The following is a 20794-nucleotide window of genomic DNA, read 5'->3' on the forward strand; positions in this document are numbered from 1 at the left end:
CTTGTCGCAGCGATACTAGGCCGCCCGACTGATGATATAAAGCGAGGATTCTTAAAACACTACGTGAGGATTTCTGATGAAGATCGAATCTTTCCGTACCCTCAACGCCGTCCTGCGCGGCGGCAGCTTCGCGGCGGGCGCGGCCGACATGAGCCTGTCTCCCAGCGCGGTCAGCCTGCAGATGAAGCAGATGGAGGAATACTTCGGACAGCCCCTGTTCGACCGCTCCGCGCTGCAGGTCAGGCCCAACGCCTTCGCCGCCGAAGTCGACGCCGTCCTGCAGGACGCGCTGTCGCGGCTGGACGAACTGCGCCGGCGCAGCACGCCCGAAGTCGAAGGACGCGTCAGGCTCGGCACCATCGAACCGCTGCAAGTCACCTTGCTGCCGCCCCTGCTGCGCGTGCTGCGGGAACGCTACCCAAGGCTGGACGTCCGGCTGGTGCGCGGCCGCGGCACCGAACTCGCCGAGAAACTGAAAACCGGCGAAATCGACGCCGCCATCATCGCCCGCCCGGAAACCGGCGGCTCCAGCCGGCTAGCCTGGACGCCGCTGTTCCGCGAAAAGCTGGTGCTGATCGCCCCGCCCCATTCACGGGAAAAAACCGTCGCGGAACTGTTCCAGCAATACGAATGGATCCGCTTCGACAAGACCACCATCGGCGGCCGCCTGGCCGCGCGCTACGTCGCGCGCCACGCCCCCTTCGCCCGATGCCGCATCGACCTCCAGTCGCTGGCCGCCCTCACCGCGCTGGTATCCGAGGGCCTGGGCGTTTGCATCCTCCCCGAGCCCGGCCCCAACCTCCTCGACGTCCATCCCGTCCGCGTGCTGCAACTGGGCAAGGACGCGCCCTACCGCCAGATCGCCTTCGTATGCCGCCAATCGGACCAGGACAACCGCCTGGTGCAAGCCCTGCTGGACGGCGCGCAACGCTAAACGAGGCTGCCCTCCACACAACCCTCGCCGCCCTCGCAAGCCGCCGTCCCAAGGGACCGGCAAAGCGGCAGCGCAGCAAAGCAACAAAACGACAAAGCAACAAAGCAACCGCTTTCGAAAAAAACCATCCAATCCGACGAACCGCGTAAGCCCCAAAAGGCCGCCCGCGCGGCCGGCTTGGGGCGGGCCCCGCAAGATCTTCGATCACCCCACTACCCGGGGCGAGAACCCCAAGCACCCAGCCCTCCCCAGCGACCGCCTGGTTTCAACCACCAGAGCCCGTCGCGTCGGGGGCCTGGGGTGCGCGGGGCGTCGATAAGCCCGAGGGAATCTGAAGGAACCGCCGCAGGCGGTGACGAAGATGACAAGGGGGCAGTCCGGAGCGAAGGCTCCGGACCGCAATCGTGGCCCCGCGCGCCCCAGGCCCCCGACGCGACGGGCGCCCCAAGAACGCAGCAAACCCACCCCAAGCCCACAGCCTCAACACACGAAAGCCACACGCCCCCCGCCCCTCACCCGCCCACAGAAACAGCAGCCCCAAAAAAAAGGGTGCCCGAAGGCACCCAAATCCACCCTACAACAGCAACTACAACTGCATCACTCTCCTACCCTGTCCGCTTACGCGGCCTTCTGGGCCTTGCCGTGCTCGAACTGGGCTTCCTCGGTTGAGCCCGTCAGCGCCGTGGTCGAGGACTGGCCGCCTTCGATCGTCTGCGTCACGGCGTCGAAGTAGCCCGTGCCCACTTCGCGCTGGTGCTTCACGGCGGTGAAGCCCATCTCGGCAGCGGCGAATTCCTTTTGCTGCAATTCCACGAAAGCGCTCATCTGGCGGCGAGCGTAGCCGTGGGCCAGCTCGAACATCCCGTAGTTCAGCGCGTGGAAGCCGGCCAGCGTGATGAACTGGAACTTGTAGCCCATCGCGCCCAGCTCGCGCTGGAACTTGGCGATCGTGCCGTCGTCCAGGTTCTTCTTCCAGTTGAACGACGGCGAGCAGTTGTACGCCAACAGCTTGCCCGGGAACTGGCGATGAACGGCCTCGGCGAACTTGCGGGCGTACTCCAGATTGGGCGTGGACGTTTCGCACCAGATCAGATCCGCGTACGGCGCATAGGCCAGACCGCGCGAAATCGCCTGATCGATACCGGCGCGGGTGCGGAAGAAGCCTTCCACGGTGCGCTCGCCGGTGATGAAGGGGCGGTCGTTTTCATCCACGTCGCTCGTCACCAGGTCCGCCGCGTCCGCGTCGGTGCGCGCCAGCAGCACGGTGGGCGTGCCCATCGTATCGGCCGCCAGGCGGGCCGACACCAGCTTCGACACCGCTTCGCGGGTGGGCACCAGAACCTTGCCGCCCATGTGGCCGCATTTCTTCACCGAAGCCAGCTGGTCTTCGAAGTGCACGCCCGACGCGCCGGCCTCGATCATGGCCTTCATCAGTTCGAAAGCGTTCAGCACGCCGCCGAAGCCCGCTTCGGCATCGGCCACGATCGGCGCGAAGAAATCGATATAGCCCTCGTCGCCCGGGTTCTTGCCTTCCATCCACTGGATCTGATCGCAGCGCGACAGCGAATTGTTGATGCGGCGGACCACCTGCGGCACCGAGTTGGCGGGGTACAGCGACTGGTCGGGGTACATCTCGCCGGCCAGGTTGGCGTCGCCGGCGACCTGCCAGCCCGACAGATAGATGGCCTTCAGGCCGGCCTTGACCTGCTGCATGGCCTGGTTGCCGGTGAGGGCGCCCAGCGAATTCACGAACGGCTCGCTATGCAGGAGTTCCCACAGGCGGGTGGCGCCGCGGCGCGCCAGCGTGTGTTCCACGCCGATGGAGCCGCGCAGGCGGATGACGTCTTCGGCGCTGTAGTCGCGCTTGATGCCTTGCCAGCGGGCGTTCTCGGCCCAGTCCTTCTGCAGATTGCGGATTTCGGTTTCGCGGGTGCTCATGGTGATGCTCCTGGTCAGTGATGGGAAAGACTTCAAAAAGATTCGCGTCTTGCATTGCGTGAATCGTTGGAGAAAGTCTATGCCTCTGCTGCAGAGCAAGGTGAGCTTATGTCTTATACAAGACGAAAAATATTCTTCATTAAAATCAATGAATTACAAAATAAATTTCGTATCACGAAACGCAATTGTCATCTGTGAAATGGACCGGCGCTGCTGCGCAGCAGGCACTTTCATATGGCGAAGGTTACATTTCACCATGCAAAAAATGAGGCCCTTCCAAGCGCCTACAATGCGTGCATTCCCCCTGTTTCCCTGATTCCGCCATGACCTTGTCCCACGGCCCGCTCGGCCAGAGCGTGTCCTACGTCTCGCAGTACGACCCGACCCTGCTCTTTCCCATCGCGCGCTCGCACAATCGCGCCGCCTTGAACCTGGCAGACGACAAGCTCCCGTTCACGGGCGTAGACCTCTGGAACGCCTACGAACTGTCGTGGCTGGACGCCAAGGGCAAGCCCCGCATCGCCATGGCCACTTTCTCGGTGCCGGCCGACAGCCCGAACATCATCGAATCCAAGTCGTTCAAGCTCTATCTGAATTCGTTCAACCAGACCCGGCTGGTCAATTCGGCCGCCTTGCGCGGCCGGCTGGAGCGCGACCTGAGCGCCGCGGCCGGCGCCCCGGTCGGGCTGGATTTCTTCCTGCCCCAGCGCTTCTCCGAATTGCAGATGGGCGAACTGGACGGCATTTATATCGACAAGCTGGACATCGAGATCGATACCTACGAGCCGGCGCCGGAGGTGCTGCGCACCCGTCCGGGCGACATGGTCGAGGAAACGCTGGCCTCGCGCCTGCTGAAGTCGAACTGCCCGGTCACGGGCCAGCCCGACTGGGCCAGCGTGCAGATCCGCTACCGCGGCGCGCCCATCGACCGCGAATCCCTGCTGCGCTACATCGTCTCGTTCCGCCAGCATGCGGAATTCCACGAGCATTGCGTCGAGCGCATCTACACCGACATCATGCACGCCTGCCGGCCCGAGCTGTTGACGGTCTACGCACGCTACACGCGCCGCGGCGGCCTGGACATCAACCCGTGGCGCAGCAATTTCGAAGCCGCGCCCCCGGCGGACCTGCGCACGGTCCGCCAGTAGCGCCTGCCCTTATTTCACGAAGGGTTCGGGCCGCGGCGTTTCGTCTTCCGACGGCGGCAGCAGCGGGTACTGGATCGCCGGCTGGTCGCCCGTCAGCGTCTTCAGGAACGCCACGATCTGCGCGTTCTCGTCCGGCGAGAAGGTCCGGCCCAGCTGCAGCCGGCCCATCACGTCCACGGCTTGCGTCAGCGTGGCCGCCTCGCCGTCATGGAAGTACGGATAGGTCAGGGCCACGTTGCGCAAGGTGGGCACCTTGAAGTTGAAGCGGTCGGCGTCCTTGCCCGTCACCGCCGCGCGCCCTTCCGCCTTGTTGTCCGTCTGGTAGGGCGCGACCAGGCCCATCTTCTGGAACGAATTGCCGCCCACCGCCACGCCGTTGTGGCACGCCACGCAACCGCTGTTCTTGAACAGCTCGTAGCCGGCCAGCTCACGCACCGTCAGCGCCTTCTTGTCACCGCGCAGCCACTGGTCGAAGCGCGAATTGGGCGTCACCAGCGTTTCCTCGAACGCGGCCAGCGCGCCGGTCACCTCGTCTATCGTGATCCCGTCCTTGCCGAAGACCTGCTTGAACTCCGCCCGGTAGCCGGGGATGGAATTCAGCACCTGGATGGCCAGCTCGTGGGTGGACGCCATCTCCATCGGGTTCGCGATCGGCCCGCCCGCCTGCTCGCGCAGGTCCTTGGCGCGCCCGTCCCAGAACTGCGCGATGTTGAGGCTGGAGTTGAGCACCGTAGGCGAGTTGATCGAACCCTGCTGCCACTGGTGGCCGATGGAAGCCTTGAGGTTGTCCGAGCCGCCCATGCCCAGGTTGTGGCAGGAGTTGCAGGAAATCGCGCCGGACCGCGACAGGCGCGGATCGAAGAACAGCTTCTTGCCGAGCTCGACCTTGGCCGGCTCCTTGATGACGGCCGGTTCCACCGGCTGTATCGGTTCCTGCGACGCGGCCGAGGCCAGAGTGGTCCAACAGCTCAGGGCGATCCCCGCAGCCAGCAACGCGCTTGCCTTACTCATATGCTTCTCCTGGGTAATAACCTCTTCGTATGCAGGGTCATTACATCAGGCTGAAGCCGGGCGGGCTTTGCGTCGCGTCAAACGGCCGCCGCGGCGGCGGCCGGGGAGATCAGGAGCGGGCCGCCGCTCCGGCCGCGGCGGGCGGTTCGGCGCGGCGCGCCTGCACCGCGATCCATTGCGCCAGCAGGGCCGCCACCGCGAACGCCACGCCCGCGCCCACCCAGGGGCCCTGACGCAGGCCCGCGTCCAGCAGCAGGCCGAACGCCAGCGGTCCCAGGGCCGAGCCCACGTCCATGCCGGAGTAAACCAGGCCATAGACCGAGCCCGCGGAACCCTTGGGCGTCACGCGGCGGATCAGCATGTCGCGGGACGGCGCGGCCACGCCGGAGCAGAAGCCGGCCAGCGCGACGACCGGCGCGGCCAGCACGGCCGGCACCAGGCCGAGCGCCAGCACCACCAGCGTCAGGCCCGCCAGGATCAGCGCCACCATCACGGTGCGCTCCGTGCGCGGCGTGGCCGAGACGAGGAAGCCGCCCGCGGCCATGCCCACGGCGGAGGCCACCATATAGCCCGACAGCGCCGAGCTGGCGGCGACCTTCGACAGGTCGTACAGCTGGCCCAGGAGCGGAATGGTGTAGTTCTGCACCGAGGAGAGCGCGATCGAGGTGCAGGCGAAGAACAGGAACGCGCCCCACAACGCCGGCTTGGACAACAGCGTGGCCAGGGTGGCCAGCACGCCTTCCTGCGGCTTGGCCGCCGGCCTCACCGCGGGCTTGGCGGCCTCGGGCTCGGCCTGGCCTTCCTGCGGCAGCGGACCGCCCAGCAGGTCGCGGCCCAGCACCGTCAGCAACAGCACCAGCGCGACCAGGCCGGCCGCGCTATAGGCCGCCACCCGCCAGTCCGCCAGCAGCGTGATGGTCGTCATGAACACGGGCGTGAGCGCCCAGCCCAGGTTGCCGGTCAGCCCGTGCGCGGAGAACGCATGCCCCAGGCGCGGCGCGGTGATGCGATGGTTGATGATGGAATAATCGGCCGGGTGGAACACCGAATTGCCGATGCCGCCCACGACGGCGGCCGCGATCAGCATCGCGTAGCCATTGGCCGACCCGATCAGCAGCCCGGACAGCACGAAGCACGTCAGCCCGAACCACAGCACCGGCCGCGCCCCGATCCGGTCCACGACGAAGCCCGACGAGGCCTGCCCGATGCCCGACACCACGTAGAAGGTCGAGACCAGCAGCCCGAGGCGGGCGAAGTCCAGCCCGAAGGCATTGCCCAGGGAAACATAGAGCGAGGGCAGGACCAGTTGGAAAAAGTGCGAGGAAGCATGGGCCACCCCGATCAGCAGGATGATCTTCCAGTCGCGCCGGCGGACGGCGGCGTCCATGGCCAGGGTATTCGCAGCGGTGTTCATTGCAAAAGGCCGCGGGCAGCGGCAAGGTGCGCGGCGCCTGCGGCAGCGCGCGGGTTGTCTCCGGCAACGTCCGGGCGCTCCAGGCGTTGGATTCTGGGCGATTGCGGCGCGGGCGCCGTGCCGGTCGGGCCGGCGGATCGCTCTTAGAGTGTAACGGCGGCTGCCTTGCGCGAGCCTGCCGCCGTCATGCAAACCTTACCTGCGCGGGATGATCCCCCGATTACAGGGCCTTCTCGCGGATGGCGGGCCAGGCGCGCTGCAGGTAGTACAGCATCGACCACACCGTCAGCACCGCCGCGACCACGATCAGCACGTCGCCCAGCAGCTTGGTGCTGACGCCGTGGATCGGCTGGTTGTACAGCAGGCACGGGATCGCGATCATCTGCGCGGCCGTCTTGAACTTGCCGAGGCGGTGCACCGCCACGCTGGCGCTGGCGCCGATCTTGGCCATCCATTCGCGCAAAGCGGAAATCGTGATTTCCCGGCCGATGATGATCAGGGAAATGAAGGCATCGACGCGGCTGAGGTCCAGCAGGACGATCAGCGCGGCGCAAACCATGAGCTTGTCGGCCACCGGATCCAGGAAAGCGCCGAAGGCGGAAGTCTGGTTCCAGCGGCGGGCCAGCCAGCCGTCGAACCAGTCAGTCAGGGCCGCGATGATGAAGGCCCAGGCAGCGAGGGTGTCGCGCGTGGGCACGGACATCCAGCTCTCGGGCAGGTAGAACAGCCCGACCACCAGCGGAATCATGGCGATGCGCAGCCATGTCAGGATAATGGGTACGTTAATTGGCATAGTGTCCGTATGCTAACAGTAAGATGGGGGCCCCCCCCCGAAGCGCCTGCGGCGCTTCCCCCCCAGGGGGGCGCCGCTGCGGACCGGCGGAGCCGGATCCGCGCGGCCTGGCTTGGGCGATCCGCGACTGTCGGGGCATCTGCGCTATAGGCTACGAGAGTGTGGGCAGCCTTATCGTAGGGCTTCATAGATGCGGATGGCCAGCTCTTGGGAGATGCCGTCCACGGACGCCAGGTCTTCGATGCTGGCGGAGGCCACGCCGGAGAAACCGCCGAACCGGGCCAGCAGGCGCTGGCGGCGGCGGGCGCCGACGCCTTCGATTTCCTCCAGGCGGGACACGTTGCGCGCCTTGGCGCGGCGCGCGCGCATGCCGGTGATGGCGAATCGGTGCGCCTCGTCCCGCACCTGGGCGATCAGCATCAGGGCGGCGGATTCGCCGCCCAGCGCGACCGGCGGCCGCTCGTCGGCGAACACCAGGGTTTCCAGGCCGACCTTGCGCCCTTCCCCCTTGGCCACGCCCACCAGCGTCTGGACGTCCAGGCCCAGCTCCACGAACACTTTACGGGCCACTTCCACCTGGCCCTTGCCGCCGTCGATCAGCACCAGGCCGGGCATGGGCGCCTCGCCGTCGGCCACCTTGGCGAAGCGGCGGGTCAGCACCTGGCGCATGGCGGCGTAATCGTCGCCGGGTGTGATGCCGGCGATGTTGTAGCGGCGGTAGAGCGAAGGCTGCATGTCGTGGTGCTCGAACACCACGCAGGACGCCTGCGTCGCCTCGCCGGCGGTATGGCTGATATCGAAGCACTCGATGCGCAGCGCATCCAGCGCCGCTTCGTCGGTGTCCAGTTCCAGCGCCTCGGCCAGCGCCAGCGTGCGGGCCGCGCGGGCCCCGGATTCGGTCAGCGCGCGCGCCAGGGCCATCTCGGCATTCTTTCCGGCCTGTTCCAGCCATGCCCGGCGAGTGCCCTGCGGACGCGTCAGCACCCGCGAGGGCCGGCCGCCGGCCTGCTCCACCAGCAGGTCGATCAGGCCTGAATCCGGCAACGCGTGCGAACAGACCAGCACGGGCGGCAAGGCATTGTCGGTGTAGTGCTGGGCCACGAAGGCCTCCAGCACCTGGGGCGCCGCCTCGCCCTCGGCGTGCGAGGGGAAGAACGGCTTGTCGCCCAGGTGGCGGCCGCCTCGCACCATCGCCAGGTTCACGCAGACCTTGCCGCCGGCGATGGCCACCGCGATGATGTCGGTGTCTTCGCCGCTGACGTTTTCCATGGTCTGCTGGTGCAGCACGCGGGCCAGCGATCCCATCTGGTCGCGCAGCGCGGCGGCCTCCTCGAAGCGCAGCTCGCCGGCGGCCTGCAGCATGCGGGTTTCGATCTCGCCCATCACGTCCTTGGCTTCCCCGTTCAGGAAGCGCACGGCGCGCTGCACGTCGCGCTCGTACTCGGCCGCCTCGATGGCGCCTACGCAGGGCGCCGAGCAACGGCCGATCTGATGCAGCAGACAGGGCCGCGAGCGGTTGGCGAAAACGGTGTCCTCACAGGTGCGCAGGCGGAATACCTTCTGCAGGATCTGGATGGTTTCGCGCACGGCCCAGGCATTGGGGAACGGGCCGAAATACTGGCCGCGCTTGTTGGTGGCGCCGCGGTAATAGGCGATGCGCGGCCAGGCGTGGCCGGTGATCAGCAGGTACGGATAGGACTTGTCGTCGCGGAACAGGATGTTGTAGCGCGGCTTCAGGCTCTTGATGAGGTTGTTTTCCAGGATCAGCGCTTCCGCCTCGGAGCGCGTGACCGTCACCTCCAGCCGCGCCACCTTCGCCACCATCTGGGCGATGCGCGGGCTGGCCAGGTTCTTCTGGAAATACGACGAGACGCGCTTCTTCAGGTCGCGCGCCTTGCCGACATACATGACCTCGCCGGCCGCATCCAGGTGCCGGTATACGCCCGGCAGGTGCGGCAGGTCAGCCAGGAACGATTTGAGATTGAAGTCGTCGGGCATTCTGATAACGGGTTTCGGCCTGCAGGGTATCCCAGTCCGGCGCATCGAAGCGCGGCATCAGCCGGCGGATCCGGGCCACGGATTCGGGCGGATGCTCGAACTCCAGGCGCGACAGCAGTTCGTCCGCCAGGTCCGGCCGGTTGCATACCAGTACCATATCGCAACCGGCGCCCAGCGCGGCCTTGGCGCGGGCCAGGATGTCGCCCGCCACCGAGGCCCCTTCCATCGTCAGGTCGTCCGAGAACACCACGCCGTCATAGCCCAGGCGCTTGCGCAGGATGTCCCGCACCCAGCGCTTGGAGAAGCCGGCGGGATGCTTGTCCACCTTTGGATAGATCACGTGCGCGGGCATCACCGAGGGCAGCACCGCGTCGCCCAGCCAGGCGTACGGCGCGGCGTCTTCCTCCAGGATGCGATCCAGCGGGCGCTCGTCCACGGGGATCTCGTGGTGCGAATCCGCTTCCACGAAGCCGTGCCCCGGGAAATGCTTGCCGCAGGCCGACATGCCGGCCAGTTGCAGGCCCTGGATGAGCGCGCGCGACAGCATGGCGACCACGCGCGGATCGCGGTGGAAGGCGCGGTTGCCGATCACCTTGCTGACGCCGTAGTCCAGGTCCAGCACCGGCGTGAAGCTCATGTCCACGCCGCAGGCGCGCAGTTCGGCGGCCAGCACGTAGCCGGCCTCGGTCGCCAGGCGCATCGCCTGCAGCGGATCTCGGTCCCAGAGGGCGCCCAGCTCGCGCATGGCGGGCAGCGGGGTGAAGCCGTCTTCGCGGAAGCGCTGCACGCGGCCGCCTTCATGGTCCACCAGGATCAGCAGCGGTTCCTTGCGCGCCTTGTGGATCTGGCGAGTCAGGGCGGTCAGCTGGCGGCGGTTCTCGAAGTTGCGGGCGAAGAGGATGACGCCGCCGACCAGCGGATGGCGCAGGCGCTTCTTCTCTTCCTTCGTCAGCGCGTATCCCGCCACGTCGACCATTACGGGGCCGGGCGGCAGGACCGCCCTGGATTTTTTCTTGGCCATGTCAGGCTGTCCTTCTGTCTAAGTCTGGCAAGCCGGCCGGGGGGCGATAGGCTCGGGGCCCGCGGATCAAGGCTTGCGTTCGACCACCACGTAGGCGGCGGCCATGTCGGATTCGTCGGTAATGGAAACATGGGCCGCGCCGAAGCGCTGGACGTACCAGTCCAGCAGTTCGGGCGCGATCACCAGCACGGGCCGGCCGCCGGGCGCGTTCAGCGTCTGCACGCGCCGCCAGGTCATGGGCATGCGCATGCCCAATCCGATCGCCTTCGAGAAAGCCTCCTTGGCGGCGAAGCGCGTCGCCAGGAAGCGCAGGCCGCGCGCCGGATCGCGGGCGCGGCGGGCATGGAACTTCTGCAATTCCTCGGCGCCCAGGATCTTCTCGGCGAAGCGGTCGCCATGGCGCTGCAGCGCGCGTTCGATGCGATCGATGCGCAGCAGGTCCATGCCGATGCCGGCGATGGCCCCTGGGGCGGCGGCGCGGGGAGTCTCGGACATGGCGCGGGCTCGCGGCTAGCGGCGGGAACGGGTCGGCGGGCCGGCGGTCACAGACCGCGCAGCGCCTGCAGGCGCGCCTGCACCATCAGCGCCTTCATGTCGCGCACGGCCTTCTCCCAGCCGTCGAAGACCGCCTGCGCCACGATGGCATGGCCGATGTTGAGCTCGGAAATGCCGTCCAGCGCGGCCACCGGGGCGACGTTGCCGTAGTGCAGGCCATGGCCGGCGTTCACGCGCAGGCCATGGCGCAGCCCTTCGGCCACCGCCACGCGCAGGCGTTGCAGCTCGGCCTGCGCGGCGTCGCCCTCGGCTTCGGCGTAGGCGCCCGTGTGCAGTTCGATCACGGGCGCGCCGGCCTTGGCCGCCGCGGCGATCTGGACCGGATCCGGATCGATGAAGAGCGACACGCGGATGCCGGCTTCGGCCAACAGGGCCACCGCGTCGGATACCGGGCCCATGGCGCCCGCCACTTCCAGCCCGCCTTCGGTGGTGAGCTCGGTGCGCTTTTCAGGCACCAGGCAGACGTCGTTGGGCTTGACCGCGCAGGCGATCTCCAGCATTTCCGCCGTGACCGCGCATTCGAGATTCATGCGCGTGCGCAACTGCGGACGCATGGCGTAGACGTCCGCGTCCTGGATGTGGCGGCGGTCTTCGCGCAGATGCAGCGTGATCAGGTCGGCGCCGGCGTCTTCCGCGCGCAGCGCGGCGGCGACCGGGTCCGGATAGGTCGTGTGACGCTGCTGCCGCAGCGTGGCGACGTGATCGATGTTTACACCAAGTTCTATCATTGCGCGCTAGTCGTGACTGTAGTCGGTTCTTTCGTGTTTTCTTCCCAGCCGCCGCCCAGGGCCTTGTACAACTCGACGCGGTTGATCAGCGCCGCAAGGCCGGTCTGGACCAGCGACAGCTGGGCATTGAAAAAGTCCACCTGGGCGGTCTGCACCTGCAGGTAGCTGTCGATACCGTTGGTATACCGCAAATTCGACAGTTCGAGCGTGCGCGCCGACGAATCCTGCAGCGCGCGCAGGGCATCGAGCTGCGCGCCGTAGGTGGCTTCGCCCGCCAGCGCGTCCGATACTTCGCGGAACGCCTGCTGGATGGACTGCTCGTACTGCGCCACGGCGATGTTGTCGCGCGCCTTGGCCAGGTTCAGCCCTTCGCGGATGCTGCCGCCGGCAAACAGCGGCGTCGTGATCGACGGCGAAAAACTCCAGTAGCCCTGCCCGCCCTTGAACAGATCGCCCAGGGAGGGACTGGCCACGCCCAGCAGGCCGGTCAGGGAGATGGTCGGGAAGAAGGCCGCGCGCGCCGCGCCGATATTGGCGTTGGCGGACTTCAGCTGGTTCTCCGCGGCGAGGATGTCCGGACGGCGCTCCAGCAGATCGGACGGCAGCCCCGCGGGCACCGAGGCCAGCAGCTGGTCGCGGCCGAACGGCGCCGGCGCCGGCAGGTTCTCCGGCAGCGGCGTGCCCACCAGCAGCACCAGGGCGTTCATCGCCTGGGCGCGGGCGCGGGCCAGCTGCGCCAGGTCGGCCGAGGCCGTGTCCAGCAGCGTCTTGGCCTGGTTCAGGTCCAGTTCCGAGGCCACGCCGCCGTCGAAACGTCGCTTGACCAGGTCGTAGGATTCCTGGCGCGAGGCCAGGGTGCGCTGGGTGAGTTCCAGCTGGACTTCGGCCGCGCGCAGGTTGAAGTACGACTGCGCGACCGAGCCGACCAGCGTGATCTGGACGCTCTTCTGCGCCTGTTCGGTGGACAGGTACTGCTGGTACGCCGCCTCGGACAGGTTGCGCAAGCGGCCGAACAGGTCGATCTCGAACGTGGTCAGGCCGATGCCGGCCTGGTACGAGCTGCTGATGGAGCCGGCGCCGGGTTGCCGCATGTTCTGCGGCAGGTGCTGGCGCTGGCCCTGGATGCCGGCGCCGATGCTGGGCCATTGCGCGCCGCGCTGGATGCCGTACTGGGCGCGGGCTTCTTCCACGCGCTCGACGGCCACGCGCAGGTCGCGGTTGTTCGCCAGCGACAGCTCGATCAGGCTCTGCAGGCGCGGATCGCGGAAGAACTCGCGCCAGCCCAGGTCGGCCGTCGGCTGGCCTTCCTGCGGCATGACGCCGGTGGAAGGCTGCGTGCCCAGCGAGGTGGGCTTGGCATAGCCGCCGTACTGCACCTTGGGCTGGTCGGGCCACAGGCCGGACACCGGCGCATCCGGACGCTTGTAGTCGGGCGCCAGCGAGCAGCCGGCCAACGCCACCGCCACGAAGGCGGACAAGGCGGTCTGTCTGAACTTCAGGGCTTTCATTCCTTGCCCTCCTGGCCACCGTTGGGTTGTGCGGGATGTTGCGCGGCATCCGGCGCCGCTGACGCGGCAGCCTTCTTGGCGGCCTGCTCTTCCTCGAAGGCGCGCAGTTCGGCGCCCAGCAGGCGCGGGCGGGTCTTGAACAGGCCCAGCACCACCACGAAGAAGGTCGGCACGAAAATCACCGCGAACGGCGTGGCGGCAAGCATGCCGCCCAGCACGCCCAGGCCCACCGCGCGCTGGCTGGCGGCGCCGGCGCCGGTCGCCATGGCCAGGGGCACCACGCCCAGGATGAAGGCCAGCGAGGTCATCAGGATGGGACGGAACCGCAGCCTCGCGGCTTCCACCGCGGACTCGTACAGCCCCATGCCGCGGGCGTACTGGTCCTTGGCGAATTCCACGATCAGGATGGCGTTCTTGGCCGCCAGGCCGATCACGGTCACCATGCCCACCTGGAAGTACACGTCGTTGGACATGCCCAGCGCGCTGATCAGCGCCACGGCGCCCAGCATGCCCAGCGGCACCACCATCATCACCGAGATCGGGATCGCCCAGCTTTCATACAGGGCGGCCAGCACCAGGAACACCACCAGCAGGGACAGGCCCATCAGGATGGGAGCCTGGTTGCCGGCCTGGCGTTCCTGGTAGGACAAGCCGTTCCATTCGAAGCCGAAGCCCTGGGGCAACTGCCCCACCAGGCGTTCCATTTCGGCCATGGCTTCGCCGGTGGTGTAGCCCGCCGCCGCGTCGCCGCTGATGCGCATGGACTCGTAGCTGTTGTAGCGCACCACCTGCACCGGGCCCTGCTTCCATTCGGCCTTCACGAAGGTGGACAGCGGCACCATGCCGCCCTGGCTGTTGCGCGCGTTCAGCTGCAGCACGTCGTTGAGCTGCATGCGGTACGGCGCGTCGGCCTGCACCCAGATGTTCTGCATCCGGCCCATGTTGGGGAACTTGCTGAGGTAGGCGGAGCCGACCGCGGTGGAAATCAGCGAGGCGGCCTCGTTGAAGTCCACGCCCAGCGCCGCCGCCTTGTCGCGGTCGATCGTCAGGCTCAGCTGCGCGCCGGCGCCCAGGCCGGTGATCCGCACCTGCGACAGCACGGGGCTCTTCATGGCCATGCCCATCAGCTCGGCCGTGGCCGCCGCGAGGGCGTCGGAACCGGCCGAGGCGCGGTCCTGCAGGCGGAAGTCGAAGCCGGTGGCGTTGCCCAGCGAGGAGATGGCCGGCGGCACCAGGGTGAACACCTGGGCGTCGTGGATGCCCATCAGCTGCTTCTCGAACGCCTTGAAGGCGATCGCGCCGGCGGAATCCTTGCGCTCCTTGCGCTCGCTGAAGTCCTTCAGGGTGACGAACGCGATGGCGGCGTTCAGGCCGTTGCCGTTGAAGCTGTAGCCCTGCACGGCGATCACGTTCGCAACCGCCGGGACGTCCGCGAAGTACTTCTCGACCTGCTCGATGACGTCGACCGTGCGGTTCGCGGTGGCGCCCGTGGGCAGTTCGATGTTGCTGACCACGTAGCCCTGGTCTTCCTCGGGCAGGAACGACGACGGCAGGCGCAGGTACAGCCAGCCCAGCAGGATCACCAGCACCAGGAACGCCAGCATCATGCGGCCGCCCTTGTGCAGGATGCGCGAGACCCAGTTCTGGTAGCCGTGCGTGGTGGCGTCGAACTTGCGGTTGAACCAGCCGAAGAAGCCCTTCTTCTCGTCGTGGTGGCCCTTGGGCACCGGCTTGAGAATGGTGGCGCAAAGCGCCGGCGTGAAGGTCAGCGCCAGCAGGGCCGAGAAGAAGATCGACACGGCCATGGCCACGGAGAACTGGCGATAGATGACGCCCACGGAGCCGCTCATGAAGGCCAGCGGCAGGAACACGGTCACCAGCACCAGCGTGATGCCGATGATGGCGCCGCTGATCTGCGGCATGGCCTTCTTGGTGGCTTCCTTGGGTGGCAACCCTTCGGTCGCCATGATCCGCTCGACGTTCTCGACCACCACGATGGCGTCGTCCACCAGAATCCCGATGGCCAGCACCATGGCGAACATGGTCAGCACGTTGATGGAGAAGCCGAGCGCCAGCATCACCGCGAACGCCCCCAGCATTGCCACCGGCACGACGAGCGCCGGGATCAGGGTGTACCGGACGTTCTGCAGGAACAGATACATCACCAGGAACACCAGGATCATGGCCTCGACCAGGGTGTGGACCACCTGCTCGATCGACACCTTCACGTAGGGCGCGGTGTCGTAGGGAATGGAGTAGGTGATGTTGCCCGGGAAGTACTTGGACAGCTCCTCCATCTGCTGGCGCACGCCCTGGGCGGTGGCCAGCGCGTTCGCGTTCGGCGACAGCACGATGGCAAACGCCGCCGTGGGCTTGCCGTTCAGGCGGGCGCCGAACTGGTAGTTGTCGGCGCCGACCTCGATGCGGGCGACGTCGCGCAGCAGCACCTTGGAGCCGTCGGTATTGGCGCGCAGGACGATCTTGCCGAAGCCTTCGACGGTGCTCAGCTGGCCGTTGGCCGTGACCGTGGCGGTGATGCGCTGCGAATCCGGATTGGGCGGCGCCCCGATGCTGCCGCCCGAAATCACCACGTTCTGCTGGGCGATCGCCTGGTTGACCTGCGACATGCTCAGGTTGAAGCCCACCAGCTTGGCGGGATCGACCCAGACGCGCATGGCGCGCGGCGCCGCGAACAGCTGGAACTGGCCCACGCCGGGCACGCGCGACACCGGGTTCTTGATGTTGCGGGTGATGTAGTCGGCCAGCGCGGTCTGGTCCAGCGTGCCGTCGGTGGACGACACCGTGGCCACCATCAGGAAGCCCGTGCTGGTCTGTTCGTATTGCAGGCCCTGCTGCTGCACGGCGGTGGGCAGCTGCGCGACCACGTTGGACACGCGGTTCTGCACGTCCACCTGCGCCAGGTCGGGATTGGTGCCGGGCGCGAAAGTGGCGGTGATGGTCGAGGTGCCGTAGGAATCGCTGACCGACTCGTAGTAGATCAGGCCCTTGGCGCCGTTGAGCTGGTCCTCGATGATACTGGTGACCTGCTCGGCCACTTCGTTGGCCGACGCGCCGGGATAGGTGGCGGTGATCGTGATGGCGGGCGGCGCCACGTCCGGGTACTGCGACACCGGCATGTTCGGGATGGCCAGCACCCCGGCCAGCAGGATGAACAGGGCGACTACCCAGGCGAAAATCGGTCTATCAATAAAAAATTGCGGCATGTGGGCTGACTCTGAAAGCGATGCTCACGAAAGAGGAACGCGGCGCAAGCGCCGCGTGCCGCTTAAGATTTCTGGCCTGCGGCCTTGTCCTGCTGCGCAGGCTCGGCCGGCTTCGCGCCAGGCTGCTGGGCGGGCTCCGCGGGCTTGGCGCCCGGTTGCGCGGGGGGCTGGGCGCCCGGCGCGGCCGCGCCGCCCTTCTTCCATTCGCTGACCTGCACCGGAGCGCCGGGACGGATCTTCTGGAACCCTTCCACGACCACCACGTCGCCGGCCTTCAGGCCGCTGGTGACGACCCACTCGTTCTTGATGGCGCCGCCGGTGGTCACGGGCAACTGTTCGATCTTGTTGTCCTTGACCAGCATCAGGCTCTGCATGCCGTCGGCGGTGCGCTGCAGCGACTGCTGCGGCACCATCAGGGCCTTGTCGTCCACGCCCTGCTCCAGCCGCACGCGCACGTACATGCCGGGCAGCAGGATGCCGTCGGGATTGGGCACCTCGGCGCGCAGGTTCACCTGGCCGGTGGTCGGGTCCACGGTGATGCCGGTGAACAGCAGCTTGCCGGGATGGCCGTATTCCGAGCCGTCTTCGAGGACGATGGTGGCGCGGGCGGTGTCCTTGCCGACCTGCTGCAGCTGGCCGCTGGCGAACGCGCGGCGCAGGGAGGCCAGTTCGGCGGTGGACTGGGTGAAGTCCACGTAGATCGGGTCCAGCTGCTGCACGATGGCCATCTGCGTGGCCGAGGTGGCCTCGACCAGGGCGCCTTCGGTGACCAGCGGCTTGCCGATGCGGCCGGTGATGGGCGAGGTGACGTCGGTGTAGCCGAGATTGATGGCGGCGTTGTCCTGGGCGGCCTTGGCCGCGGCCACGGCCGCATCCGCTTGGCGGTAGGACGCCACGGCGTTGTCGTATTCCTGCTTGCTGACCGCGTTGGCCTTGACCAGCGGCGCGTAGCGGTCCGCCAGCAGCTTGGCGCTGAACAGATTGGCCTGCGCCTGCTTGAGCTGCGCCGTCGCCTGATCGTAGGCCGCCTTGTAGGGCGCCGGGTCGATCTTGAACAGCAGCTGGTTTTCCTTGACGTCGCCGCCCTGCTCGAAGGTGATCTTCTGCACGATGCCGGTAACCCGCGAGCGGATCTGGGCATCGCGGACCGCGTCGACGCGGCCCGGCAGTTCGGAAACGATCGGCGCGCGCTGCGGCTGGATCGTAATGACGCTGACCTGGGGCATGCCTGGATTCATTTGCGGCTTTTCACCGCAACCCGCCAATATCAGCGCGAGGACTCCGCCGGAAAAAGCCAGTCCCGAAACACGTTTAGGCGAAAACCGCATTGAAACCCCCGCGTAGCGTTGTAAACCGTAGTCGCGTCAAGCCAACGCCGTATTTAACCGCGACTTTTGCCCGCGATCAAAACATAACCATGCGTCATCAAGGCACGTGAATAGCCCGTTAATGTAACTCAGTTATTGGGGAAATCACTTACTTTTGCCGGTTGAAATAGGACGGGGAGCCCGATTTTTTGCATGGAATCAACAGCCAACGGCCGTCAGGAGGTGCGCTTGCCGTTGCGATGGATGTCGTGCGTGACGAAACAGCTGTCCTCGGTGGGACGGGCCAGGATGCCCGGCTTGTCCAGGGTATGGCGGATATCGGCCAGGCCGGCCTCCCAGTGCTCGCGCATGGCCTCGGTGCCGAACTCGTAGTCCTTGGAATAGCGCTCGCGGTGCTTGGACTCGTAGATAAGGTTGACGATGTTGGTGGCGGGAGTATGCGACAGCTTGCGGATGTCGGCGAATTCCGGCGCGTCGCGCTCGGCGTCCGGCAGCCGCTCCAGCAGGCGCTGCAGGCCGTGCCGCAGCTTGAGCACGCGACGCAGCTGGTCGGTGACCAGGCGGGTCCGGCTGGAATACTGGATGTCCTTCTGCCGCTCCGCCACTTCTTCCAGGGAGGTCGGCAGGCCGCCGCGGGCGGGCCAGAGGTCCACCTGGAACGCGAGGGTGTCGCGCATATTGTCCGTGGTCAACACCTGCGCCAGCGGGGTGTTGGACACCACGCCGCCGTCCCAGTAGTGCTCGCCGTCGATCTCGACGGACGGAAAGCCCGGCGGCAAGGCGCCCGAGGCCATGATGTGCTCCGGCCGCAGCGTGTGCTTCAGGCTGTCGAAATAGGCGAAGTTGCCGCTGCGCACGTTCACGACGCCGAAGCTGGCGCGCACGGCGCCGCTGTTGAGCAGGTCGAAGTCCACGTACTGGCGCAGGGTTTCGATCAGGGGCGTGGTGTCGTAGAAGCTGGTGGACGCCGCTCCCCGGCCGTGCACCAGGTAGGGCGGCGGAAAGCGCGGCTTGAAGAAGCCGGGCTGCCCGGAGAACAAGGCCCGGAACGCCGAGACCTGCCCGTTCAGCAGCTGCGAGCCGAAGCCGAACGGCAGGTCGGCGAACATGTCGGCCATCGCGTCGCCCCAGGGCACCGAAGCGAAGCCCGCCGGCCGGCAGATGCTCTCCCAGAAGCCGCGCAGGCGTTCCACGCGCTCGTCCTCGGGCGAGCCCGCGATGATGGCCGCGTTGATCGACCCGATGGAGATGCCTGAAATCCAGTTGGGCCGGATGCCCGCCTCGTGCAGGCCCTGGTAGACCCCGGCCTGGTAGGCGCCGAGCGCGCCGCCGCCCTGGAGCACCAGGGCGACGACTTCATAGGGCGGCGTATCGCCGGTGTCTTGGGACGGTGCCTTGCGGCGTGCGCTCATGCCATGTTCCTTCCGGGCCTACTGTTTGCTTTTATCCGGCAATTGCGGCGCGGCGACGCCCGCGCGGAACGGATACTTGGAGAAGATCTGGGCCACGACCTTGTCCGCGCTCTCCGCCGAGCCCGCAGTTTCCGGATTCTGGACCTCTCCGACCGCCACGCCTTCCCACACCAGCTGCCTGCGGCGCGCGTCGACGAGGTCGATGTTCAAGGTGCCCTCAGTATATTGGTAGACGTCGTCACCCCAGCCGTAGCCGGGCCAGCCGCCATAGAAACCGGCGCGATAGCCATAGTACGGGCCCATGGGCGGCGCGGGCGTGACCTGGGTTTTCTGCTGCAGCTTGGCGCCGAAGTTGACCAGCAGGTCGGGGTTGGACGCGCTGTAGACATAGCCGCGCATTTCCATCTGGCCGCGCGTCGCGTTCTTGAGGCGCTCGGTCAGCAGCGTGCTGTAGCCCGCCTTGTCGGTGCCCAGGGGCTCCATGAATCCGAAGCTTCGGTACTGGGCGAAGTTCGCCTGGTGATCGTAGTCGCCTTTCACCGTGGGGCCCGAGGCGCAAGCCGCCAGCAACCCCGTCATGGAACCCGCCGCCAGCCATTTCAACGCTTTCATGTCGTTTTCTCCGTGAGCCCAAGGCCTGAACATAGTGCCGCGAAGCCTGCGAAATATCAACAGAATCTCATTCTCATCGGGATGTCCATTCGGCTGCCGCGGGGGCCGTCCAGTACACTCCGCCTTGTCCTCCCCTGCCCTCCTCACAGGCCCGATACCGATGTTGGAACTCGACGGCTCGATTTGGTTTCGTTCCGGCGCCCAGACCTGGGGCGGAAAGAACCGCATAGACCTGCTGGCGCAGATCGATGCCACCGGCTCGATCACGAACGCCGCGCGCGCCGTGGGCATGAGCTACAAGGGCGCCTGGGACGCCATCGACGCCATGAACAACCTGGCCGGCGAACCGCTGGTGATCCGCGCCGCCGGCGGCAAGGGCGGCGGCGGCACGCAGCTGACCGACCGCGCCCGCCGCCTGATCGCGACCTTCCGCGCGCTGGAGGCCGAGCACCGCAAGTTCATGGAAAACCTGACCCGCGCGGGCCTGGACACCAGCGGCGACATCGACCTCATGAGGCGCTTCATGCTCAAGACCAGCGCTCGCAACAAGCTGCTCGGCACCGTCATCCTGATCCGCGAGGGCGCCGTCAACGACGAGATCGTGCTGCGGATCGCCGGCGGCCAATCCATCACGGCCACCATTACCCGCGAAAGCACGCAGGAACTCGACCTGGCCGTGGGCAAGGAGGCGATCGCGCTGGTCAAGGCCTCGTCCGTCATCGTCGGCGCGCCCGGCCCCGGCCTGCGCCTGTCGGCGCGCAACCAGCTGCCGGGCAAGATCACGGCGCTGCGCCCCGGCGCGGTGAACAGCGAAATCCTGATCGGCCTGGAAGGCGGCATCACCCTCGCGGCCATCGTCACGAACGAAAGCGCCCAGGACCTGGGCCTGGATACCGGCGCCGACGCGGTGGCGATCTTCAAGGCGTCCAGCGTGATTCTCGGGGTGCTGTAGGATGGGTGCAGCGCGAGAGTTCTGAAGCAAGAACCCGACTATCGAACGCGCGTAACCCATCAGGCGGCGCCAGCCGCCGCTTTTCGTGGCAAGCGCAAAATGCCGGCTTGGGCCGGCCGATGCCGTTGCCGGCTTGGGCCGGGCGATGGGTTACGCGCGTTTGGCGCCGGGGTTCTCGCCCAGGAACTCTCGCGCTCCACCCATCCTACGCCCCCACA

16 protein-coding genes are annotated in these 20794 nt (G+C 67.0%); 3 read left to right on the forward strand and 13 right to left on the reverse strand.

Annotated elements, in window-relative coordinates:
- The first annotated feature begins 76 nt into the window (after window positions 1-76).
- Complete coding sequence (locus ADE01S_RS28075; RefSeq protein WP_062685057.1) at window positions 77-934, forward strand: LysR family transcriptional regulator; 858 nt, start codon at window positions 77-79, stop codon at window positions 932-934.
- Between the two features lie 618 nt (window positions 935-1552).
- On the opposite strand, the gene aceA is transcribed toward ADE01S_RS28075, so the two are convergent.
- Window positions 1553-2872, reverse strand: coding sequence for an isocitrate lyase (gene aceA / locus ADE01S_RS28080; RefSeq protein ID WP_062685058.1), 1320 nt, complete (start codon window positions 2870-2872; stop codon window positions 1553-1555).
- Window positions 2873-3195: 323 nt separating this feature from the next.
- Between aceA and queF the strand changes: the two genes are divergently transcribed.
- Entirely contained in the window at window positions 3196-4020 is an 825-nt protein-coding gene (queF, locus tag ADE01S_RS28085; RefSeq protein WP_062685059.1) for an NADPH-dependent 7-cyano-7-deazaguanine reductase QueF, read from the forward strand.
- Between the two features lie 9 nt (window positions 4021-4029).
- Here queF and ADE01S_RS28090 read toward each other — a convergent pair whose 3' ends face one another.
- From ADE01S_RS28090 to ADE01S_RS28145, 12 genes are all read right to left on the reverse strand, one after another.
- On the reverse strand, window positions 4030-5031 hold the full coding sequence (locus tag ADE01S_RS28090) for a cytochrome-c peroxidase (RefSeq protein WP_087881429.1): 1002 nt from the start codon (window positions 5029-5031) through the stop codon (window positions 4030-4032).
- 109 nt (window positions 5032-5140) lie between these two features.
- On the reverse strand, window positions 5141-6445 hold the full coding sequence (locus ADE01S_RS28095) for an MFS transporter (protein ID WP_062685061.1): 1305 nt from the start codon (window positions 6443-6445) through the stop codon (window positions 5141-5143).
- Window positions 6446-6665: 220 nt separating this feature from the next.
- On the reverse strand, window positions 6666-7238 hold the full coding sequence (pgsA, locus tag ADE01S_RS28100) for a CDP-diacylglycerol--glycerol-3-phosphate 3-phosphatidyltransferase (protein ID WP_062685062.1): 573 nt from the start codon (window positions 7236-7238) through the stop codon (window positions 6666-6668).
- A gap of 171 nt (window positions 7239-7409) precedes the next feature.
- Window positions 7410-9236 (reverse strand): excinuclease ABC subunit UvrC, encoded by a 1827-nt coding sequence (uvrC, locus tag ADE01S_RS28105; protein WP_062685063.1) that lies wholly within the window; start codon window positions 9234-9236, stop codon window positions 7410-7412.
- Window positions 9199-10257, reverse strand: a complete 1059-nt coding sequence (gene nagZ / locus ADE01S_RS28110; protein WP_062685064.1) for a beta-N-acetylhexosaminidase — start codon at window positions 10255-10257, stop codon at window positions 9199-9201. Before nagZ ends, uvrC begins: the two co-directional genes overlap by 38 nt.
- A gap of 66 nt (window positions 10258-10323) precedes the next feature.
- On the reverse strand, window positions 10324-10752 hold the full coding sequence (gene acpS / locus ADE01S_RS28115; protein ID WP_062685065.1) for a holo-ACP synthase: 429 nt from the start codon (window positions 10750-10752) through the stop codon (window positions 10324-10326).
- A gap of 47 nt (window positions 10753-10799) precedes the next feature.
- Complete coding sequence (gene pdxJ / locus ADE01S_RS28120) at window positions 10800-11540, reverse strand: pyridoxine 5'-phosphate synthase (RefSeq protein ID WP_062685066.1); 741 nt, start codon at window positions 11538-11540, stop codon at window positions 10800-10802.
- Window positions 11537-13048, reverse strand: a complete 1512-nt coding sequence (locus ADE01S_RS28125) for an efflux transporter outer membrane subunit (RefSeq protein WP_062685067.1) — start codon at window positions 13046-13048, stop codon at window positions 11537-11539. The genes pdxJ and ADE01S_RS28125 overlap by 4 nt, the downstream gene beginning before the upstream one ends.
- A complete protein-coding gene (locus ADE01S_RS28130) occupies window positions 13045-16272 on the reverse strand; it encodes a multidrug efflux RND transporter permease subunit (protein ID WP_062685068.1) in 3228 nt (1075 codons plus the stop codon). The genes ADE01S_RS28125 and ADE01S_RS28130 overlap by 4 nt, the downstream gene beginning before the upstream one ends.
- 62 nt (window positions 16273-16334) lie before the next feature.
- On the reverse strand, window positions 16335-17600 hold the full coding sequence (locus tag ADE01S_RS28135; protein WP_062685069.1) for an efflux RND transporter periplasmic adaptor subunit: 1266 nt from the start codon (window positions 17598-17600) through the stop codon (window positions 16335-16337).
- Window positions 17601-17815: 215 nt separating this feature from the next.
- Entirely contained in the window at window positions 17816-19012 is a 1197-nt protein-coding gene (locus ADE01S_RS28140) for a DUF3734 domain-containing protein (RefSeq protein ID WP_062685070.1), read from the reverse strand.
- An 18-nt stretch (window positions 19013-19030) separates the two neighbouring features.
- On the reverse strand, window positions 19031-19624 hold the full coding sequence (locus tag ADE01S_RS28145) for a DUF4136 domain-containing protein (RefSeq protein ID WP_062685071.1): 594 nt from the start codon (window positions 19622-19624) through the stop codon (window positions 19031-19033).
- Between the two features lie 160 nt (window positions 19625-19784).
- Between ADE01S_RS28145 and ADE01S_RS28150 the strand changes: the two genes are divergently transcribed.
- Window positions 19785-20576 (forward strand): TOBE domain-containing protein, encoded by a 792-nt coding sequence (locus tag ADE01S_RS28150; RefSeq protein WP_062685072.1) that lies wholly within the window; start codon window positions 19785-19787, stop codon window positions 20574-20576.
- Window positions 20577-20794 lie beyond the last annotated feature (218 nt).

Source organism: Achromobacter denitrificans NBRC 15125 (assembly GCF_001571365.1).
Classification (GTDB): domain Bacteria; phylum Pseudomonadota; class Gammaproteobacteria; order Burkholderiales; family Burkholderiaceae_B; genus Achromobacter; species Achromobacter denitrificans.